Annotated in this window: 14 protein-coding genes and 2 pseudogenes; 8 read left to right on the top strand and 8 right to left on the bottom strand. The window is 68.2% G+C overall.

The features are described 5' to 3' along the window. The first annotated feature begins 40 nt into the window (after positions 1-40). Both V9G04_18800 and V9G04_18795 read left to right on the top strand, forming a co-directional pair. On the top strand, positions 41-1,117 hold the full coding sequence (locus V9G04_18800; protein MEI2715276.1) for a hypothetical protein: 1,077 nt from the start codon (positions 41-43) through the stop codon (positions 1,115-1,117). Then, on the top strand, positions 1,114-2,343 hold the full coding sequence (locus tag V9G04_18795; GenBank protein MEI2715275.1) for a hypothetical protein: 1,230 nt from the start codon (positions 1,114-1,116) through the stop codon (positions 2,341-2,343). Before V9G04_18800 ends, V9G04_18795 begins: the two co-directional genes overlap by 4 nt. On the opposite strand, the gene V9G04_18790 is transcribed toward V9G04_18795, so the two are convergent. Then, complete coding sequence (locus tag V9G04_18790) at positions 2,304-2,984, bottom strand: EcsC family protein (protein MEI2715274.1); 681 nt, start codon at positions 2,982-2,984, stop codon at positions 2,304-2,306. The two genes, V9G04_18795 and V9G04_18790, sit on opposite strands and share 40 nt — an antisense overlap. Positions 2,985-3,035: 51 nt before the next feature. Here V9G04_18790 and aat point away from each other — a divergent pair, with 51 nt between their 5' ends. Continuing rightward, the gene (gene aat, locus V9G04_18785; GenBank protein ID MEI2715273.1) at positions 3,036-3,701 is read left to right on the top strand and encodes a leucyl/phenylalanyl-tRNA--protein transferase; all 666 of its coding nucleotides are present in this window, start codon (positions 3,036-3,038) and stop codon (positions 3,699-3,701) included. Here aat and V9G04_18780 read toward each other — a convergent pair. From V9G04_18780 to V9G04_18770, 3 genes and pseudogenes are all read right to left on the bottom strand, one after another. Then, positions 3,694-4,561, bottom strand: a pseudogene (locus V9G04_18780) (DNA-formamidopyrimidine glycosylase family protein). The gene aat and the pseudogene V9G04_18780 sit on opposite strands and share 8 nt — an antisense overlap. A 3-nt stretch (positions 4,562-4,564) precedes the next feature. Beyond that, positions 4,565-6,154, bottom strand: coding sequence for an FAD-binding oxidoreductase (locus V9G04_18775; protein ID MEI2715272.1), 1,590 nt, complete (start codon positions 6,152-6,154; stop codon positions 4,565-4,567). After that, positions 6,151-7,236, bottom strand: a complete 1,086-nt coding sequence (locus V9G04_18770) for a helix-turn-helix transcriptional regulator (GenBank protein ID MEI2715271.1) — start codon at positions 7,234-7,236, stop codon at positions 6,151-6,153. Before V9G04_18770 ends, V9G04_18775 begins: the two co-directional genes overlap by 4 nt. A gap of 82 nt (positions 7,237-7,318) precedes the next feature. On the opposite strand from V9G04_18770, the gene V9G04_18765 reads away from it, so the two are divergent. The 3 genes and pseudogenes from V9G04_18765 (at position 7,319) to V9G04_18755 (ending at position 11,610) form a co-directional block, all read left to right on the top strand. Further along, complete coding sequence (locus V9G04_18765; protein MEI2715270.1) at positions 7,319-8,947, top strand: calcium-binding protein; 1,629 nt, start codon at positions 7,319-7,321, stop codon at positions 8,945-8,947. Between the two features lie 94 nt (positions 8,948-9,041). Then, a pseudogene (locus V9G04_18760) lies at positions 9,042-10,022 on the top strand (hypothetical protein). A gap of 73 nt (positions 10,023-10,095) precedes the next feature. Then, positions 10,096-11,610 (top strand): M4 family metallopeptidase, encoded by a 1,515-nt coding sequence (locus tag V9G04_18755; protein ID MEI2715269.1) that lies wholly within the window; start codon positions 10,096-10,098, stop codon positions 11,608-11,610. A 19-nt stretch (positions 11,611-11,629) separates the two neighbouring features. On the opposite strand, the gene V9G04_18750 is transcribed toward V9G04_18755, so the two are convergent. Beyond that, a complete protein-coding gene (locus V9G04_18750) occupies positions 11,630-13,030 on the bottom strand; it encodes an aminotransferase class III-fold pyridoxal phosphate-dependent enzyme (GenBank protein MEI2715268.1) in 1,401 nt (466 codons plus the stop codon). Positions 13,031-13,246: 216 nt separating this feature from the next. Here V9G04_18750 and V9G04_18745 point away from each other — a divergent pair, with 216 nt between their 5' ends. Continuing rightward, entirely contained in the window at positions 13,247-14,257 is a 1,011-nt protein-coding gene (locus V9G04_18745) for an aldo/keto reductase family protein (GenBank protein ID MEI2715267.1), read from the top strand. Between the two features lie 165 nt (positions 14,258-14,422). Here the strand turns inward: V9G04_18745 and V9G04_18740 are convergent, their stop codons facing one another. Continuing rightward, positions 14,423-15,508: a hypothetical protein gene (locus V9G04_18740; GenBank protein MEI2715266.1), complete on the bottom strand. Its 1,086-nt coding sequence runs from the start codon at positions 15,506-15,508 to the stop codon at positions 14,423-14,425. A gap of 30 nt (positions 15,509-15,538) precedes the next feature. Further along, complete coding sequence (locus V9G04_18735; GenBank protein ID MEI2715265.1) at positions 15,539-16,543, bottom strand: Rieske 2Fe-2S domain-containing protein; 1,005 nt, start codon at positions 16,541-16,543, stop codon at positions 15,539-15,541. A 42-nt stretch (positions 16,544-16,585) separates the two neighbouring features. Between V9G04_18735 and V9G04_18730 the strand changes: the two genes are divergently transcribed. Continuing rightward, positions 16,586-17,230 (top strand): TetR/AcrR family transcriptional regulator, encoded by a 645-nt coding sequence (locus tag V9G04_18730; protein MEI2715264.1) that lies wholly within the window; start codon positions 16,586-16,588, stop codon positions 17,228-17,230. Between the two features lie 9 nt (positions 17,231-17,239). Here V9G04_18730 and V9G04_18725 read toward each other — a convergent pair whose 3' ends face one another. Beyond that, entirely contained in the window at positions 17,240-19,507 is a 2,268-nt protein-coding gene (locus tag V9G04_18725; GenBank protein ID MEI2715263.1) for an aminotransferase class III-fold pyridoxal phosphate-dependent enzyme, read from the bottom strand. Between the last annotated feature and the right edge of the window lie 81 nt (positions 19,508-19,588).

Below are 19,588 nucleotides of genomic sequence, written 5' to 3'. Positions count from 1 at the left end.
TCGAGGCTGGGGCTGGCTGGCACATCTGCGGGCCGGAGGGGTGACCCCGTGGTCGCAATGGCACGGATCCGCGGAGCCGAACGGCCCGTTCCTGCCCGGTGCCCAACAACTGGAGTTGTTGCGCCGGGTCAACCAGCGAGGTCCGGTCGAGCACGACCTGGCCGAACGCATCCTGAGTGCCTCGGCGCCCGGTCGCGGCCGTCCCGATCTGGAGTTGCTCGGAGCCGAGGTCCCCAGCAAGTTCGGTCCCCGGCCCGTCGACCCCTCGAATCTCCCGGCCGACGAGTTGATCCGAGTGGCGACCTCGGTGCTGGCCGACCAGATCGTGGCGACCGGCCTGCCAGCTCCGGCGCCGGAGCGGTTGATCCGCCCGACAGGTCGGGCGATCGTACGCCCTCGCACCTTCCGGCGGTCCTATCGACTGCTCGGCGACCCGTGGATCGTCGACCCGATCCGAGCCAACCTCGGCAGGCGCGGCTACCCCAGCGGTGGGGTACGACCGCTGGTGTTGATCGTCGGGGCCCGGCTCGACCTGATGCTGTCCCACACGTTCACCACCCGCTGCTTCGAAGGCGGCGTATCCGCATGGGGACCGTGGCTGCGTGACCTCAAACGCACCGACAGGCTCGCCGCGCGGGTGGACCTCGCCGCCGTCGCGAAGCGCTGGGCCGAACGCGAAGGCACCAACCGCATCCGGATCGTCACCGACCAAGATCGGATCGCCCCGCTCGTACGCACCAAGGTCTCCCTCGGCAGACCGATGATCGCGCCCGAGGCGGTCGAACTGACCCGCCGACTCGGCACGGTGCTGGGGCTGCTGGTCGAACCGCCGCTGCGGGCGCGCCTGCTGCGCGACACGCTGGGTCCCCACGTACGACAGCGACGGCTCGGCGATCCGATCTTCGCGATCCCGGCGGAGCATCAGGAGTGGGTACGCGACCAGGCGAGGCGGATGCAGAACGCACTGCATCGAGGTGGATACGCTGTCGAAGGGTCGCTGGACGCGCTGCTTCCGGACTTCGACCGCCCCGGCCACCGGCCCGGAGCAGCCGGACGTCAAGATGACGAGGTGCTGGCGCTGGCGATCGAGCTGATGCGGGAGAGGTGGGAGTCGTGACATCGCAACCGACCCGCACAGTCCTCCTGCACGTCGGCACCCCCAAGACCGGCACCTCGCACCTGCAGGACGTGCTCTTCCGCAACCGCGAAGCCCTGGCCGAGCAGGGCGTGCACTATCCGGCCGAGCGCTTCGACGCGCACTTCCTGGCCGCGCTCGACCTGATGCGACTGCCCTGGGGCGGTTTGGAACACGAGGCGATCGGCGCCTGGGACGCGCTGGCCGACAGCGTGCGTGATGTCACCGGCACCATCATCGTCAGCCACGAGATCCTCGCGACCGCCTCACGCCAGCAGGTCGGCCGGGCCCTCGCCTCGCTGGGTCACGGTCGCGCCGACACCGAGGTCCACGTGATCGTGTCGGTGCGCGATCTCGTACGCCAGATCCCCGCCGAGTGGCAGGAGAACGTCAAGCACCGCCGGGTGATCCGCTATCGCGATTTCCTCGACGAGATCCGTGAGCCTGAGCGAACCGGCACGATCGCGACCTGGTTCTGGGGCGTGCAGGAGATCCCCGACATCCTCAACCGCTGGGCCCACGACCTGCCGCCCGACCACGTCCACCTCGTCACCGTGCCGCCCTCGGGCTCGCCACGCGGAATCTTGTGGGAGCGCTTCAGCCGTACGTTCGGCCTGGACGGGCTGACCCTCGACGTCACCGAGGAGCGCGCCAACCCGTCACTCGGCGTGCCGGAGACCGCGCTGATCCGCCGCCTCAACGTCGCGGTCAACGCCGAGCTGCCGCCCGGCGACTACCGACCCCTCGTACGCGAACTGCTCGCCCACCGCACGCTCTCCCAGCGCACCTCGTCGCGGCGCCTCACCCTGCCACCGACCGACCACCAGTGGGTGCGGGACCTGGAGGACGCCTGGATCGCGGAGGTCGAGGCGCGTGGCTATCAGGTCTGCGGTTCCCTGGCCGAGCTGCGCGGGGCGCCACCAGTCACCGACTATGCCGATCCCGACCATCCTGACGAGGCCGCTGTCGCGAGCGCAGGCATCGACTCCTTGCGGGTGCTGTTGCTCGAACTCGCCGAGACCAAAGCCCACGCCGGTCGCGTCGAGGACGAGTTGCACCACACCAAGTTGGCGCTGGATCGGGCGCTGCTGCGGCCGTCGTACATCCGCCGCGAGCGCACGGTCCGGCGGCTGGAAGGAAGTCGCGCCGGCCGGGTCCTGCTCAGGCTCTATCGCCGCGGGCGCGGCAACAACTCGCGGTCGGCGTAGCGCCCGATCGACCAGGTCGAATAGCCGTCGGCGCCGGCGCCGACCAGCCCGCCCACGAGGGGCACGCGGCGCCCGACCGTCGCCGCCATCCGCTTGCCCGCGACCCGGGTGATCAGGTCGCTGGCGACCTCGGCCGACACGATCGGATCGAGGCTCGGGTCGTGCGCGGGTGCGGTGGCCAGCGCCATCGGCGGGGCCGGGATCTTGCGCTTCTTGATCAGGTCGTTGACCTGCTCCTCGCCCAGCAGCGCGATCAGGATCGCGTTGCGCGTACGCCCGTCGTCGAGGTCATAGCCACGCAGATGCGCGATGCCCGCGATCATCCGGCACTGGATCAACGCCAGGCCGGTGATGTTGGCCGGGATCGCGATGGTGGCGGTGGCAAGGCCGCCAAGGTTGGTCACGAAGCCCTGGGCGCCCGCGAGGCGTACGTGGTTCTCGATCACCTCGTGAATGGCTCGCTCGGCGTTGCCCTTCTGTTCGCGGCGCTGCTCTTCGGCTGCCGCGCGCGCACCCTTGAGCGGGCCGACGCCTTCGATGGCGCGGTGCAGCGCCTCGCGTACGAATCCCGCCGTCAAGCCAGGAGCGAGCTCCTGGATCTTGGGTGCCAGCTGTCGGCCGACGGTGTCTTTGAACGCCATGGGGCAAATCGTACGGCGAGCGCCCACACGGTGGGCCTTTACGCTTGCCCGGTGCCCGTCGAACCGCCCCCGTCGCCGTGGCATTTCCCCGACCCCGACCAATGGCCCCAGGGCGATTTCATCGCGCTCGGGGCGGACCTGGCGCCCGGCACGCTGCTGGAGGCGTATCGCCGCGGCATCTTCCCGATGCCCGACGACACTGGTCGCGGACCGCAGATCGGCTGGTGGTCCCCCATGCGGCGCGGCATCTTGCCGCTCGACGGTCTGCGGGTGACCCGCTCGCTGCGCAAGTCGGCCAAGCGCTTCGAGATCCGTGTCGACTCGGCGTTCGAGGAGGTCGTGGTCTCGTGCGCCGACCCGGACCGGTGGGGCGGTTGGATCACCACCGACATCATCGACGCGTACGTCCGCCTGCACGAGCTCGGCTGGGCGCACTCGGTGGAGGCCTGGCGCGACGGTTCGCTGGTCGGCGGGCTCTATGGCGTCGGGATCGGCGGGCTTTTCGCGGGAGAGTCGATGTTCCACCGCGAACGAGACGGGTCGAAAGTGGCGCTCGCGGGGCTGGTGGACCTGCTGCGCAGCGCCGGTGGACCTCGACTGCTGGATGTGCAGTGGCAGACCCCCCACCTGGAATCCCTGGGCGTGGTCACCTGCTCGCGAACGGCCTATCTGAGCTGCCTGGACGAGGCGCTCGCCCTGCCCGATGCCTTCACTTGAGCAGCCGTGACATCCGCCGGTCGGCCAGTGGCTTCCCGCCGGTCTGACAGGTCGCGCAATATTGCAGCGACGAGTCGGCGAAGGACACCTCGCGTACGAGGTCGCCACACACCGGGCACTTCTGGCCGGTGCGGCCGTGCACGCGCAGGTGCGACTTCTTCTCCCCCTTGAGTTCGGTCGCCGCCAGACCACGTGACCGCTCGACCGCGTCACCCAGGTCGGTCTTGATCGCGTCGAACAGCACGTTCGAGTTCTTCGGGGGTCAACGAGTTGGCCGGCTTGAACGGCGACATCCGTGCCAGGTGCAGGATCTCGTCGGAGTACGCGTTGCCGATCCCGGCGTTGTTGGACTGCATCCGCAAGACGCCCTTGAGCTGGGCGCGACCGGCATCGTCCAGGATCCGGCGCAGCACCTCGGGCGTGAACTCGTCCGCGAGCGGATCGGGCCCCAGCCGGGCGATGCCCGCCACCTCGTGAGGTTGGCGTACGACATAGAGCGCGAGGCTCTTCTTGGTGCCTGCTTCGGTGATGTCGAGCCCGGCCTCGTCGTCGATCACCACCCGCACGGCGAGCGGGTTCTTGGCGTTCGGACGCGCCGGGGTCTTCGGCACCTCGTCGCGCCAGCGCACCCAGCCGGCCCGGGCCAGATGCAGCACCAGATGCAGCCCCGACGCGGTGATGTCGAGGAACTTGCCGTGCCGGGTCACGTCCTCGATCAAGGTGCCGTGCAGCGAGTGCAGCGGCGGGTCGAAGGTCTTGAGTGCAGAGAACGCCGCGACGTCCACTCGCGTGATCGCACGGTCGACCAGGCGCCCGCGCAGGTCCTGGGCCAGTGCCTCGACCTCGGGCAGCTCAGGCATCGATCACCAGCCCTGCCAGGGGAGTTCGCAGCGCACCTTGTCGTACGGCTCGGGCAGCAACTGGCTGCCGATCCGCTCGCGTGCGGCACGCAATCGGTCGAGGTCGAGTTGCTCGGCGTACTCCTCGCGGGTCTGGAAGACGTCGCAGTACGAGTGCTGGTAGCCGCCCTGCTCGCGCACCCAGGCCAGCATCGACCGCACCCGACTCAGCACGGTGCCACCTGAGCCGGAGTTGGGTGGCGGGCCGTAGAGGCCGAGATTGAGATACCACGCGTCGCGCGGCGCCTCGACCGAGCCGCGACGCCCGTCGGGGTGGCGCTGCAGGCCGCCCCGGTCGCGCCACCGGCTGGGATAGACCAACAGCGGATAGTTGCCGAACGCGGTGTCGACCAGCCGGAGCAGGTCGGCATAGCGCTGTGCTGGCACGCACACGTCCTGATACACGTGCTCGCGAACCGTCAGCTCGCGCACGGCGGGTGTCTGCATCCCTTTCAGCACGCTCATCTTCGGCGGGAACGCCCAGCCGAGCGCCCACCGCACGGGGGCGGTGTTGCCGAGCGGGAACGTCGACTTCATCGTCATGCACATGCAGCGGTCGTGGCGCATCAGGTAGTCGCGGATCGGCATCAGTTCGCGCCGTCCCTGCTCGACATGCTCCACGTGGCTGAAGAACCACGGTCGGTGCCAGTCCCCTTGACGATTGCGTACGACTCCGTCAGCCAGTGCGGCCTCCGCGTCGTCGGGAGCAGTCACGACGCCCCGCACGATGACGGCGTGATCGGGTGCGTACGTGATCGCTTCGAGGAAGTCGTCCTCGCCGGCCATCAACTCGATCATCCGGTCCTGCAGCGCATCGAACGAGCCGACGTGCTCATAGGTCACCAGCACCTCCTGCGCCGCAGGCACGACCCGCAGCGTCAGCGCGGTGAGGAAGCCGAGAGTGCCCTGGCTCATCCCCGAACACGCGAACACGTCGGCGTTCTCGTCGGCGCTGGCGCGCAGCACCTCGCCGCAGCCGGTGACGTACTCCCACTCGGTGACCGTGTCGTGGACCCAGCCGCACTGGTGGGAATGCGTGGTCAGGCCCTGCGAGAGGGCGAGGCCGCCGATGGTGGCCTCCTCCATCTCCAAGGTGGCCTGCAACATCAGGCCGTACGGCAGCAGCGCCGTCGTGATCTGGCCGACGGTCGCCTGCGGCTCCACGGTGATCGTGCCAGCGTCCTGATCGAGCGCCAGGAGCCCGTCGAGGCCGGACACGTCGAGGGTCATCGCGTCGCCCTTGTTGCTCTGGCGCACCGAGAAGGAGGCCGCGGACGAGCGATGCGTACGCAGCGCCGGTCGCCCGGCCTCGGGGAGTGCGGCCCATTCGCGGACGCGGTCGGCGATCTGCGCGACGGTGCGTTCGTGCTCGCCTGCTGAGCGCCAGGTCTGCTCGGCGCGACCGGGCAGCCGGTCTCGGATGGCCTCGGTGGCGCGCGCGACCGCGGACACGGGCACGACGACGAGGGCGACCCCCCACGGCCGGTTGCGGAAGAGGAAGCGGTCGACCTTGTTCGGCGTACGCCGTTCGGCAGCGACTGAGGTGAGGGTCACACGCCGAGAGTAGCCTCGCGCACTGGGGTGACGCCCGCGCTTGCGGCAAGTTGAGTGCGCCCCACGACTCCGAGACGGGCGCTGGCATCCGAGACGTGGCGTTCGACCGTACGCTCGCTGATCCCCAGCGCCGCGCTGATGCCGCCGTTGGTGTACCCCGCTTGGATCAGGTCGACCACGTCGCGCTGGCGTGGCGTGAGCGGCCGCCCCGGCGCAGGCAGCGTGGTCGGCAGATGGAGTGCGGCGCGGTTGGTCACGCCGTGGATGCGTTTGAGGATCGCGACCTCGGACTGGACCGTACGCGGGGCCACCCCCAACTCGTGCGCGATCCGCGCATTGGTCGCGCCGTCTCGCACCAGCCTGAGCACCTCGACCTGGCGCGGAGTGGGCGTGCCCGACTGATCCGATCGCACCAGGGGTTGCCCGATCGCGCGGGCTGCCTTGGTCAACGCTCGCATCAGCGGGCCGCCTTGGGCGACCACGCTCTGCAGCCAGGGCTCGCCGACCTGGGCCGGCCCCGAGCCGAGGGTGGCTTCGGCGAGCGCGAGCAGACCCTGGGTGCCCTCGATGGTGGTCTGCAGCGCGGGGTCGAGTTCCAAGGACTCCAGCACCGCCCGGCACTCGGCCACACCTGCGGCGTCCCCGATGGCGGCTCGGCGTACGGCGAATGCCGACCAGACGATCGCGGTGACCATGTCATCGCCGTGCTCGGACGCGTACGCCACCAGCCAAAGTCCGTGCTCGGACACTTCCTCCGAGGTGCCCACCAGGCAGGCGGCGGCGAAACACTTCACGCGCAGCAGCGTCGAGTCCACCGCTGTCAGCTGCTTCGCTTCGTTCAGGCCCGCCGTCGCCAGCGCCAGGCCCTCGTCGTGGCGACCCGCATGCAATGCCGCGCCGGCCGCCACGTCGTACTCCAGCACAGAGACCGGCTCACCTGCCGCGAGCCGAGCGGCGACCTCTGCGGCGATCTCGGGGGCGCATGGCGCCAGGTCTCGCGTGAGCAGGAGGCTGAGATCGAGGGCGTGCCCGGCCGACCGAGAGGAGAGCTCGGCATACCCTGCTGGCAGCCACGAAGCCATCTGTGAAGTTTAAGGATCGGTCAACTTCGGTTGCCACAATTCCTGATACCGGGTTGGTTAAGTCTGGGTCTAATTTCCAGGAATGTCGCTGTCGCTAAGACGCCCCGCACGGATCTCTGCCTTCTTGTTTGCCCTGCTGGTCGCACTCGCAGGGTCGGTGGTGGCAGCGCCTGCGAGCCAGGCGGCCGGAGTCGGCCGGATCGTCGTCGATCCCGAGCATGCCAACGGGCTGATCATCGATGCCCGCGGTGCGGCCGGGTTGTTCCAGGTCACCTACGACACGTCCAACAACACGGTGCGGTTCAACTACGCGGGCAGTTGGGCCGACACCGGACCGTGCACCCACGAGGTGACGATGTTCACCGATGCGGCCGTGTGTCCAGGAGCCTCGGTCGACTGGGTCTCGTTCCTTCTCAGCGACGGTGCCGATGACCTCGAAATGCGCGACATCTGCATCCCGGTGACGGTGGCGTACCTCGGCAACGGCGACGACTGGTTCACCAACCTGAGCCAATGCAGCCAGCCCGTGCAGTCTGCTGTTCTCGGCGGTGGCGGACTGGACCGCATCAGGCTCCCAGCCGGTGACAGCTCGGCCAACGGTGAGGACGGCAACGACCAGATCTATGGCGGTGCGGGAGTTGACGAGTTGTCCGGCGGCAACGGTGACGATCAGATCTTCGGAGACGCCGGGAACGACACCATCCGTGGCGATGCGGGCAATGACCGGCTCGTCGGCGGGAACGGCAACGACGTGCTCAACGGCGGCGACGGCGACGACGTCTTCGGTGGCCCGGGCACCGAGGGCATCGACCCTGGCAACAACGACTACATCGGCGGCGCGGGTGTCGACATGGCCGACTTCGTCTCGCAGCCGTCCGGCATGCGGATCTCGCTGGACAACGTCGCCAACGACGGCGCCCCCGGTGAGGCGGGCAACGTACGCACCGACATCGAGAAGGTTCGCGGCACCGGCAACGACGATGTCATTACCGGTTCACCAGGCAACGACTACCTGGAGGGGTCGAGCGGCAACGACAACATCTTCGGCGCGGACGGCAACGACCAGGTCTTCGGTGATTCGGGCAACGACACCCTCAGCGGCGGCAATGGCGACGACTCGCTCGAGGGCTACAGCGGCGACGACGTGATCGACGGAGGTCCCGGGGTCGACAGCATCTATGGCGACTACAACAAGTGCGACGCGTACAGCTGCCCCGGTGGCTCCGACAAGATCACCGCACGCGACGGTCTGGCGGACAACGTCAACTGTGGTCCCGGCGCCGACACGGTGATCGCCGACACGGTCGACGTGATCGCCCAGGACGCGTTCATGCAGTGCGAGTCGGTCGACAAGGTCGTCGTACAACCGCCACCACCTCCCGGTGGCGGCACCGCCCCGACGGTGTCGATCCCGGCCACGGCGGTGGCCAAGGCGGGCGTACGCGTGGCGCTGGGCTGCTCGGCCTCCTGCTCGGCGACCGCCCAGGCACTGATCGCCAAGAAGGTGATGAAGAAGGTCCGGCTCAAGTCGACCAAGGTCGGCGCGGGCAAGGTGACCTTGACGGGTCCGGGCAAGCTCGTGGTCAAGTTCGGCAAGAAGATGCGCAAGCGGTTGCATCGACTGGGCAAGGTGAAGGTCACGGTCAAGATCGCGGTGACCAGCGGCGGCACGACGACGAGGAGCAAGCGCGTCGTCAAGGTCAAGTTCTAGCCCGCTGACCCGCGGGTTGTGCAGTGTCGACCTGTCACGGTCCTGTGATCCACCAGGGCCACGGCTGACACAGGCGTGGTGGAGGCTCGCGGGCATGAGTCGCCTTGCTGCTGCCCTGACGCTCGCCCTTGCCGGACCGCTGCTCGCGTCACCTCTTGCGGCGCCGCTTGCGTACGCCGACCCGGGCCCGACCCCCACTCCGCTGGCCGCCGCGCGCAGCCACCTCGCCAAGGCAGGAATCGGCAGCCCCGAGACGCTGATCCCGACCTCGACCGATGCCGTCGGCGACCTGATGGTGCAGCGGTTTCAGCAGGTGCACGACGGCATCCCGGTGCTGGGAGCGCAATATCTGGTGCGGGTACGGCGCACCAAGGCCGGGGTCGAGGTGCTCGGCGGCAGCGGGGAATACCGACGCGATCTTGCTCCGGACACGAGCCGACTCGTGAGTGCCTCGGCGGCCCGGCTCGTGGCGACTCGCACGCTCGCCGGCACGTGGGCGCGCGGCTACCGGATCGCTGACCGCGGCGGCGTGATCCTGCCGCAGGGGCGCGGCATCCTGACCCGGCAACTCACGGTCACCGGCAGGCACGCGGACGGCACCCCGATGCGTGAGCAGGTCTTCGTCGGGTCGACACAAGGCAGGGTTGCGCTGGCGTACGACGACCTCCACACCTTCAAGGCAGGGCCGGGTGCTCCCGTCGACACCACAGGCGTCTCGGTTCTCGGCAAGACCCGGCCGCTGCACGTCACCCAGAGCGGCCCCGACACCTGGACGTTGCTCGACCAGAGTCGTACGTCCACTGGTGGTGGCACGATCGAGACCTTCGACGCCAAGGGTGCGGACTTCATGGGTTTCATCGAGGGCTGGGACGACCAGGCCAAAGTCGTCACTAGCGACCACATTCCGTTGACGCGCGCGGACAACAAGTCCGGCCAGGTCGACGCACACTGGGGTGCCTCCCAGGTGTACGACTTCTATGCCGCGTTGGGACGCAACGGCCTGGACGGAAGAGGCGGTCCGATCAAGCAGGTCGTGGGAGTCACCGCGAGCGGAAGGCCTTACCCCAACGCGTTTTGGCAGGGCAAGCTTCATGGTGTACGGCGGGCGTGGCGATGGCTATCGCCCGTTCTCTTCGGACCTCGACGTGGTGGGTCACGAGATCACCCACGGGATCACCGACAAGACCTCCGGACTGATCGGCGCGGGTCAGCCGGGCGCGATGAACGAGGCCTTCTCCGACTACTTCGGCAACGCCATCGCCAATCAGTCCGAGGGTCTGGCCACGAGCGACCCGAAGAGCGGGTTGATGGGGGAGAACCTGTGCCGCAAGAAGGGGCCGTGGCGGTGCGCCATCCGTGATCTCAACAAGCGCGTCACCACGGCGGACTATCAGGCGACGCAGGAGGACAACGGTGGCGTCCACGACAACTCGGTCATCGTCGGCGGCACCTTGTGGCAGATCCGCAAGGGGCTGGGGGACAGCCTCGCCGACCGGTTGATGTTGCGGGTCCTGACGGGCTATCTCACCCCACTGGCTGGCTTCACCGACTTGCGTACGGCGCTCACCGATGCGGCTGGAGAGATGGGCCTCGATGCTGCCCAGCAGGCCGTCATCGTGGATGCCTTCGACGATCACGGCATCAGCCGTGGCTGGGAGCGACGCGAACTCGGGTGGGACTCGCGCACCCTGGTGCGCGATGTGTCGTACCCGTTCACCAACCTCACCGCGGATCACCGGCGTTTCGCGTACGCCAACTACACCGCCTCGGGTCGCGTCGGCGTCTACCTCGGCTCGGTCGAGCGCGGCGGCGCGCAGTTGGTGAGTCCGCGCGATAAGCACTACTACGACTCCGTCGCCCTCGGTGGCGGTCGGTTGCTCTGGTTGCGCGCCGGCCGGAGCATCAAGCAGAACGACGTGCAGGTGAAGAACCTCGCCACCGGCAAGGTCGAGGACCTGGGCGAGCTCGGTGGTGGCCTGGGCATCTCCTTCGCGGTGTCCCGCACGACCGCCGCCTGGTTGGCCGCGGAGACCGATGACGTGGTCAACGTCTTCTATGTCCACGACGGCAAGCGCACCAAACTCCGCGCGCCGAAGGGCTGGGCGTACGACCGGCTCGCCCTGCACGGTGACACCCTGGCCTTGGCGATGATCGACACGACCGACAAGTCGCCGTACGCGTACATCAAGACCCTCGATGCCCGCACCGGCAAGATGCGCACGATCGCGACGGTCCGCAGTCGACAGGGTGGTCGCTCACCCTTCATCGACGACATCGCGATGACGAAGAAGCATGTCGTCTTCGCAGCCGATGCCAAGTCGACCGGCTCGGGCAGCCAAGGTGCATCGATCATGCGGGTGGGTCGGCACGGCGGTCGCCCGGTGACGCTGCTCGCCGAAGGCAACCGGCTCGCGCCGATCTCGGCCGAACTGGGGGTGACGGACTCGCTGGTCGCGTGGAGTTCGGCGTACGGCCTGCCGCACAGCGACGCCGAACCAGGCGTGTGGTGGCTGCCGATGGCGGGCGGCAAGGCAGCACGCTATTCGTGCGGCGCCGGTTTCCAGAGCAGCCCGGCCGGGGTCACCGGGCGGCGCCTGGTCTTCTGGGACATGACCACCGGCACCGCCGCGGCGGCGACGCGGGCGCGCCCGCACCAGTGTTGAGCCTCGCTGTGCGTGGAGTTCAGGCCCGCAGCGCCTCGGCCAGCTCGCGGGTGTGCCCGACCAGCAGATCCATCTCGTCGGTGGTGTGCGCGAGCGAGACCAGCCACTGCTCGTCGAGTCCGGGAGGCGTCAGCACGCCGCGGTTGACGCCCCACAGCCAGGACAACTCAGCCAGGCCGAAGTCGGTGGCCTTGTAGTCGCGATAGTTGCGTACGGGGGTGCTCGACCAGGTCACGCAGCCCTTCACGCCGAGGCCCACCGTGTGCGCGGGCAGCGCGAACTCGTTGATGATCGCGTCCATCGCGTCCAGCGCGCCGTTGTTGATCGCCTCGGCGCGGTCGAGGGCTTCACGCGTACACAACTCGTCGACCGCCTTGGCCGCGGCCATCACGAGCGGGTTGCCGTTGTAGGTCCCGAAGTGCGCCATCCGGCCGTCGACCACGACGTCCATGACCTCCTGCTTGCCGCCGAACGCCGCGAGCGGCAGACCGCCACCGATCGACTTGGCCAGCGTGATCAGGTCGGGTTGTACGCCGAGCCGCTGCGCCGCACCGGCATAGCCCGCGGTCAGTCCGGTCTTGACCTCGTCGAAGACCAGCACGATGCCGTAGTGGTCGCACAGCGCGCGTACGCCCGCCAGGTAGCCCTCGTCGGGGACCACGATCGAGAGGTTCTCGATGACCGGCTCGACGACCAGCGCGGCGACCTCGTTGCCGTGCTCGGCCAGGATCCGTTCGAGCTGAGCAAGGTCGTTGTAGACGGCGACGTGGACGGTGCCCGCCTCGACGTCCTGCGGCGTGCTCGGCGTCGGCGCGTCGGCGGGGCCGACCTCGTCCAGCGGCGGCTTCACCGAGACCTGAAGCGCGTCGTAGCCACCGTGGTAGCCGCCCTCCATCTTCACGATCGCCTTGCGACCGGTGTACGCCCGCGCGCAGCGGATCGCGTACATCAGCGACTCGGTGCCGGAGTTGGTGAAGCGGATCATGTCGAGACCGAAGCGCTCGCAATAGCGCTCGCTCATCTCGGTGGCCTGCGGCGACGGCGTCACGAAGAGGGTGCCGGTCTGCTCCAACGCCTCGGTGACGTGCTGGACCACCAGCGGGTTGAGGTGGCCGACGAGCATCGCGCCGAAGCCCATCGACAGGTCGAGCAGGCGGTTGCCGTCCATGTCGGTCAGCCATGCGCCGCGCGCGGACGCGATGGAGATCGGGTACGGGTCCCAGTGCTGGAACGAACTCGTCACACCCAACGGCAACGACTCGGCCGCGCGCTTGTTGTGGATGCCGGACTCGGCCGACCATGAGGTGAAGCGTTCCCATTCCGCGGCGAGCAGGCGTTGTACGACCGCCGGGTCGACGGGCGAAGAAGTCTCGGGTACGACGCGACGAGTGCCGGGGTCGGCTGCGGGGAACGTGCTCATGTTGGCCTCACAACATCCGGGCCACGGGTTCGTGGCCGTCTGTTGCTCACTCTTGCGCATTCCGTGGTCGCGCGCACCTCATAGGACGAAATCGGTGGGCGAGCACTGTCCGTCCAGCGCACGGTCGGTCGAAACCTTGTGGTGCTTGGAGATGTCACCAGGTGGCACCTGTAGACACCGGAAGGGTGCGGGGCCAGGGCGGCGTACGTTGGGGCTATGGAATTCCGATACCTCGGCAACAGTGGACTCAAGATCTCCGAGATCACGTACGGCAACTGGCTCACCCACGGCTCGCAGGTGGAAAACGACACCGCGACGGAGTGCGTACGCGCTGCACTCGATGCCGGCATCTCCAGTTTCGACACCGCTGACGTCTATGCCAACACCGCCGCCGAGACCGTGCTCGGCGAGGCGCTGAAGGGCGAGCGGCGCGAGTCGCTGGAGATCTTCACCAAGGTCTATTGGCCGACCGGGCCGGGCGGCAAGAACGACACCGGCCTGTCGCGCAAGCACATCATGGAGTCGATCAACGGCTCGCTGAAGCGACTGCAGACCGACTACGTCGACCTCTATCAGGCGCACCGCTTCGACACCGAGACGCCGCTGGAGGAGACCATGCAGGCGCTCGCGGACGTCGTACGCCAGGGCAAGGCGCTCTATATCGGCGTCAGCGAGTGGACCGCCGACCAGATCCGCGCGGGAGCCGAGCTCGCCAAGGAACTCAACTTCCAGCTGATCTCCAGCCAGCCGCAGTATTCGATGCTGTGGCGCGTGATCGAGCCCGAGGTGATGCCGGCTTGTGAGGAGCTTGGCATCTCCCAGATCGTGTGGAGCCCGATGGCGCAAGGCGTGTTGAGCGGCAAGTACGCACCGGGTCAGCCCCCGCCGGCCGGCTCGCGGGCCACCGACGACAAGGGTGGCGCGGACATGATCTCGCGCTGGATGCAGGACGACGTACTCGAAAAGGTACAAAATCTGAAGCCGGTCGCCGACGACGCGGGTCTCTCCATGGCGCAACTCGCGATCGCCTGGGTGCTCCAGCACGACAACGTCGCAGCGGCGCTGGTCGGCGCAAGCCGCCCGGAGCAGGTCGCCGACAACGTCAAGGCTGCGGGCGTACGACTCGACGCCGACATCATGACGCGCATCGACGAGGCGCTCGGCGACATCGTGGAGCGCGACCCGGGCAAGACAGCCGAGAACGCCCCGAAGACTCGGCCGGTCTAACCCCCAGAATCAGCAAGAACTGCGGCCGTGGGAGTTGTCGCACACACGACCACTCGCCCCCCGGCCGCAGTTCTTCGCCAGATGCAATCGCGGAGACGAAAAGAGACTTGCCCGGCCGGTCGGTTCGGGGGAGAAGCGACCAGCCGGGCAAGATCGGGGTGGCGCTCAGATCCCCTTGGCGAAACTGCCGGCGAACGCACGCAGCGGCAGGTCGGCGCTGGTGATGATGCCGGGGCGAGCCTCGACGACGGCGCGGATCGAGTTCAGCGCGGGCAGGCCGGTGACCGTCATGCCGACCGAAGCAAACGCCTCGACCGACTTAAAGTCCGTGCCCGGCTTCGGGAAGATCATGTGCTTGGAGAAGATGCACGGGTCGCCGTCGACCTGGGTGATGTAGCAGTGCTGGATGTCCCACTTGGGCTCGGTCAGCGGGGTCATCTGCCACTCCAGGATCGTCTCGACGCGACACACGCCGTCCTTCATTCCGGAGTACTTGATCAGGTTGGCGCCCAGTGAGCCCTTGGGCATGAAGTACCAGCCCAGGTCGACGTCCTCGGTGCAGGCGCCCATCTCGACGGAGTATTCGACGCTGTCGAGTTCGAGGCCCAGCGCGTCGGCCTGCATCCACACCGAGTCCTCGAAGACACGGGTGTACTTCTCCAGCATCCCGGGCAGCTCGGGGTCGGCGACGTCGCGGCCGTACCCGACCTCCTTCCAGGTGTCGGCGGAGTGGTGGCACGACACGTCGACGGACTCGGTCGTGGTGACCTTCTCGATCGACGACACGTCGCAGGTGTGCACGATGCCGAGGATCTGGTTGAGGCCGGGGTTCATCCCGGTGCCATAGAACGTCACGCCGTTCTCCTGGCAGGCCTCCTCGATGATCTCGGTCCAGGCACGGCCGTCGGGCGAGGGGTGGTTGGCGTTGCGGTGGTGGCCGGTGATCCAGTCGGCGGTGGTGACGATGTTGATGCCCGCACCCAGCACCTTGAGATAGAGCTCCTCGTCGGGGAAGACGCCGTGGAAGGTGACGACGTCCGGCTTGGCGGCGATGAGCTCGTCGAGGTCACCGGTGGCCTTGACGCCGACGGGGTCGATGCCGGCGAGCTCGCCGACGTCCTTGCCGACCTTGTCCTTGGAATAGACGTGTACGCCGATCAGCTCGAGGTCGCGGTGCTCACCGAGACGCTTGATCATCTCGGAGCCGACGTTGCCGGTGGCGACCTGGAATACGCGGATGGGATTAGACATGCAGGGGTTTCCTCAATCGAAGTGGGTTGGTCAGGCGGACTCGGGATAGAACTGTTCGGCCCACTTGCGCAGGGCCGTGAAGCCGGCGAACTCGCCCCTCGACAGGGCGGCCGGGTCGGCGTACTTCTGGTGCGTCCAGATGACCAGGTCGTTCTGCACCTGCTCGATGACGCCGTTGGCCAGTTTGTCGGCGACGTGGTTGGCCTTGTCGACATCGTCGGTCTTGACCTCCGACCGCGCGACCCAGACGGAGAAGCGGATGTCGCACGTCTCGTCGTCGACCGGAGTGACCGAGGTGGCCGTACGGTGGTCGAACATCCCCCAGCTGCGCGTCACCGAGATCCCGATGCCGCCGTTGATCGCGTTGACGCCGCTCTCGACCTCGTCGAGGCCCATGCCCGCCATGGAGTCGTCGAAGGTGATGGTGAAGTCGACGTACGACGTGGGCTGGTCGAAGTCGTGGCGGGTGAACTCGGGGATGATCGGGACCTTGTGGACGTACTTGAAGTGCGCGAAGTCCACGCCGTTCTCCACGACGTACTGCGGGTGCAGTTTCTGCTGCTCGCCGAGCAGGGTGCGGCCGGGCCGTGCCGGGAAGTAGTCGTCGGCCGTGAGGCCACCGTCGAAGTCGGTGAAGACGTCGGGCACCTCGATGAACGGCTCGCGTCCCTCCGTGTCGTGCCACATGTAGATCGCTTCGTTGCGTTCTGTCGTGGGGTAGGTCTTGATCTTCTTGCCGATGTTGGGGCGGCTCTCGTACGGGATGCAGGTGTTGCGGCCCTTGTCGTTCCACTCCCACCCATGGAAGGGGCACTGGATCGTGTCGTTGTCGGTGACCGTGCCGCCATAGCCCAGGTGCGCGCCGAGGTGCTGGCAGTACGCATCCATCACGGTGACCTTGCCGCTGTTGGCGCGCCAGGCGATGAGGTCCTGTCCGAAGTACTTCATCCGGTGAACCTGGCCGGTCTCGATCTCGTCGGACCAGGCGACCTGGAACCACCCGGTCGGCGTCATGCACAACGGCGACTTCGCCATCGGAACCTCCTCGAAAACAGAATCAGCGTTCTGCTGATTAGAATGATGATTCTGCTGGCCGATCCGGAAGGAGTCAAGGTGTCGACCGGACAACGGACGCTGGATGCGCGACGCGCGCTCTACCGCGAGCGCATCCTCGACGCGGCCGAGGCCGAGTTCAGTCGTACGGGCTACGACGCGACCAAGGTGCAAGACGTCGCGGCTGCGGCCGGTCTTTCGCTGGCCACCGTCTACAAGACTTTCGCCGGCAAGGCCGAGATCTGGGACGAGTTGCATGCCGCCCGGCTGGCCTCACTGGTCGGGGAGGTGGAGGTCGCCGATGCAGGCGGCACCGCAGTCGACCGCGTCGTGGCGGGTCTGGAGGCGACTGCTCGATATCTGGGTACGCACGAGGCGTTCCTGGACCTGAGCCTGCGGACGAGGTCGGGCTGGGCGCACAGCAGTGAGGTCGCGTCCGGCGTACAGCAGTCGGTATGGACCGGCGGCATCGCGATGATCGAGCGAGCGCTCGTGGCAGCGCACGCTTCCGGGGAATTGCGCGACATCCGTCCCCGGATCGCAGCCGGACTGGTGGTCTCGTCGTTGCAGGTATGGCTGGAGGAGTGGGTCGAGTCGGGTCGCGACCGCCCCATCGACGAGGTGGTCGCCGAGCTGGCGGCACACGTACGCGCGACGCTGGCCCGTTGAGGGGCATCGTCAACCACCGGCCATCGACCCCAGCGCGTCCTCGAAGGCGTCCAGGAAGTACGCCACGTGCTCGGCCTGCCAGATCAGCGGCGGGCGGACCTTGAGTACGGCCGCGCCGGGGCCGGTCGTACTCGTCAAGACGCCACGCTCCAGCAAGGCTTGGACGAGGAGGGGTACGCCGCCGGGGATCGTGGGCAACTCGACGCCGGCCAGCAGGCCCTGGCCGCGTACGAGCACAGGTATGCCGAGCGCCGCGCCGATCGACACGAGCCCGGATCGCAGCGCTTCCCCCTGCCGGGCACTGTTGGCGACCAGGTCCTGATCCTCGATCACGTCGAGCACCGTCAGCGCGGCCACGCACGAGACCGGATTGCCGCCGAAGGTCGAGAAGAACTCGTCGACCTCGGTGAAGCGGTCGACGATCTCGCGTCGCGTGACGAGGGCGGCGACAGGGTGGCCGTTGCCCATCGGCTTGCCGAGGGTCACGAAGTCGGGAACGACCCCGTGCTGGGCGAAGGCCCACAGTCCCGAACCCGTACGCCCGTACCCCGACTGCACCTCGTCGGCGACGAAGAGCCCACCTGCCTCGTGGGTCGCGGACACGAGGCCGCGTACGAACGCATCCGTCGGCGTGAGCATGCCGGGTGAGGTGAAGGAGAGGTCGGCGGCGGTCAGAGCCACGTCGAGGCCGCGATCGCGCAGCCACTCGCGGGCGTGCGCGATCCGGTCGGCGCCGTCGGTGGGGGCGATCCCCTCGACGGAACGCGGCACCCCGAACGTGGCGACGTGGGCCGGTCGGGTCTGCTCGACCCAGGTGCTCGACGAGAGGGGGGCGGTCGCCGCGCTGACGCCGTGATAGCACCAGTCGCTGACGATCGCTCCAGACCGACCGGTCCAGTGGGTGGCCAGACGCCAGGCGAGGTCGTTGGCCTCCGAACCGGAGTTGACCAGGACGACCGTGTCGAGCTCGGTGGGCATCGTTGCTTTCAAGCGTTCGGCGAGCTCGACGAGATGGGGATGCAGATAGCGAGAGTGGACGGCCAGTTCGCGCAGTTGCGAGCCGACCGCGTTGGCCACCGCCGGGTGGGCGTGTCCGACGACCGGAACGTTGTTGTAACCGTCGAGATAGCGCCGCCCGTCGGCGTCGAAGACCCACGCCCCTTCGCCGTGGGTGATCTGGATCGGGGTGTCGTAGAAGAGCGGACCGAGGCTGCCTCCCGTCGCCTCCGAGCGCCGCGTCGCGAGGGTCTGGTCCGCCGCCCACCGGCGCGCCCGACTCAGTCCGCAGGCCCGCAGCACCCGGTCTCGTACGACCTCTCGGCCCGCGTCGAGCAGCACGTCGAGGACGGCGCCGCCTCGTGCTTCGAGGTCGGCGGTGGTGGCGGCCTGGTGCGCATCGGCCGCCGGGCGCGTGGTGGAGATGACGACGACGAGCACGAGCCTGGCGAGCACCAGATCGCCGAGGACCTGCGCCTCCTCGAGGGTCAGCGGCTGCACCCGCTGGTAGCCCCGCAGGAAGTCGTCGATCGCCCGCCACGGGTCGGGGGCCACGCGCAGCATCGCGGCCAGCGCGATCGCCGCATCGCTGACTCGGGCGGTGTGGTGCATGTCGCCGAAGTCGATGACTCCGCTGATGGTCGCGCCGTCGGTGGTCAACACGTTGCTCAAGGTGACGTCGCCGTGCTGCGGCCAACTGGGCAACGCGGCCGTACGGCTGGGCAGGTCGGCCAAGTCGTCGATCAGCGCCACGATGCGGTCGCGTCGGTCGGTGAGTCCGAGCGCATCGGCTCGTCGCTCACCGACCAGTCGCGGGTCCCACTCGAGCGTGCGCAGCGCGGCCGGATGCGAGAAACCCTGGAGTGCTTGGGCAAGTCGAGCCGTACGACTCCCGAGCGCCACCGCGAAGTCGGGCGCCAACTCGACCGCGTCGGCCGGCTCGCCGGGCAGCACGGTGACGACCCGGGCCAGATGACGACGCCCGTCAGCGGCGGTGTGCTCGATGACGATGCGGCCGTCGAGGGCTGGAACGAGTTGCGGGATCGTGAGGTCCGGCGCGCCTGCCGCGACGTGCCGCATCGCCTGGATCTCGAAGTCGACGACCTCGTCGGGTTCGGCGGAGTTGGAGACCTTGAGCACATGCTCGCCGATGCGGAAGTTGCGGTCGCGCTCACTGCGCAGCGCCACTGCCTGGTCGGTGAGCCCCCAATGGGCGTGCGCGATCCGCGCCGCCTCGGCGGCGTCGACCACGGGCACGGGCTCGTCAAGCACAGAGGTCACCCCCGCAAACTAGCGCCGAGGAGTCACGAAATCTCGGCGAGGGGTCATCAACTGGGCGCGCCAATCTAAGAAACACGCTAG

Origin of the sequence: Nocardioides sp. (genome assembly GCA_037045645.1) — a bacterium.
GTDB lineage: Bacteria > Actinomycetota > Actinomycetes > Propionibacteriales > Nocardioidaceae > Nocardioides.
This window is presented reverse-complemented; position numbering and strand designations above follow the sequence as displayed.

Excerpts from the sequence above, each read along its gene's own strand:
- V9G04_18790 (MEI2715274.1), bottom strand. The coding sequence starts at position 2,984 with ATGGCGTTCAAAGACACCGTCGGCCGACAGCTGGCACCCAAGATCCAG.
- V9G04_18735 (MEI2715265.1), bottom strand. The coding sequence starts at position 16,543 with ATGGCGAAGTCGCCGTTGTGCATGACGCCGACCGGGTGGTTCCAGGTC.
- V9G04_18750 (MEI2715268.1), bottom strand. The coding sequence starts at position 13,030 with ATGAGCACGTTCCCCGCAGCCGACCCCGGCACTCGTCGCGTCGTACCC.
- V9G04_18740 (MEI2715266.1), bottom strand. The coding sequence starts at position 15,508 with ATGTCTAATCCCATCCGCGTATTCCAGGTCGCCACCGGCAACGTCGGC.
- V9G04_18730 (MEI2715264.1), top strand. The coding sequence starts at position 16,586 with ATGATGATTCTGCTGGCCGATCCGGAAGGAGTCAAGGTGTCGACCGGA.
- V9G04_18745 (MEI2715267.1), top strand. The coding sequence starts at position 13,247 with ATGGAATTCCGATACCTCGGCAACAGTGGACTCAAGATCTCCGAGATC.
- V9G04_18770 (MEI2715271.1), bottom strand. The coding sequence starts at position 7,236 with ATGGCTTCGTGGCTGCCAGCAGGGTATGCCGAGCTCTCCTCTCGGTCG.
- V9G04_18765 (MEI2715270.1), top strand. The coding sequence starts at position 7,319 with ATGTCGCTGTCGCTAAGACGCCCCGCACGGATCTCTGCCTTCTTGTTT.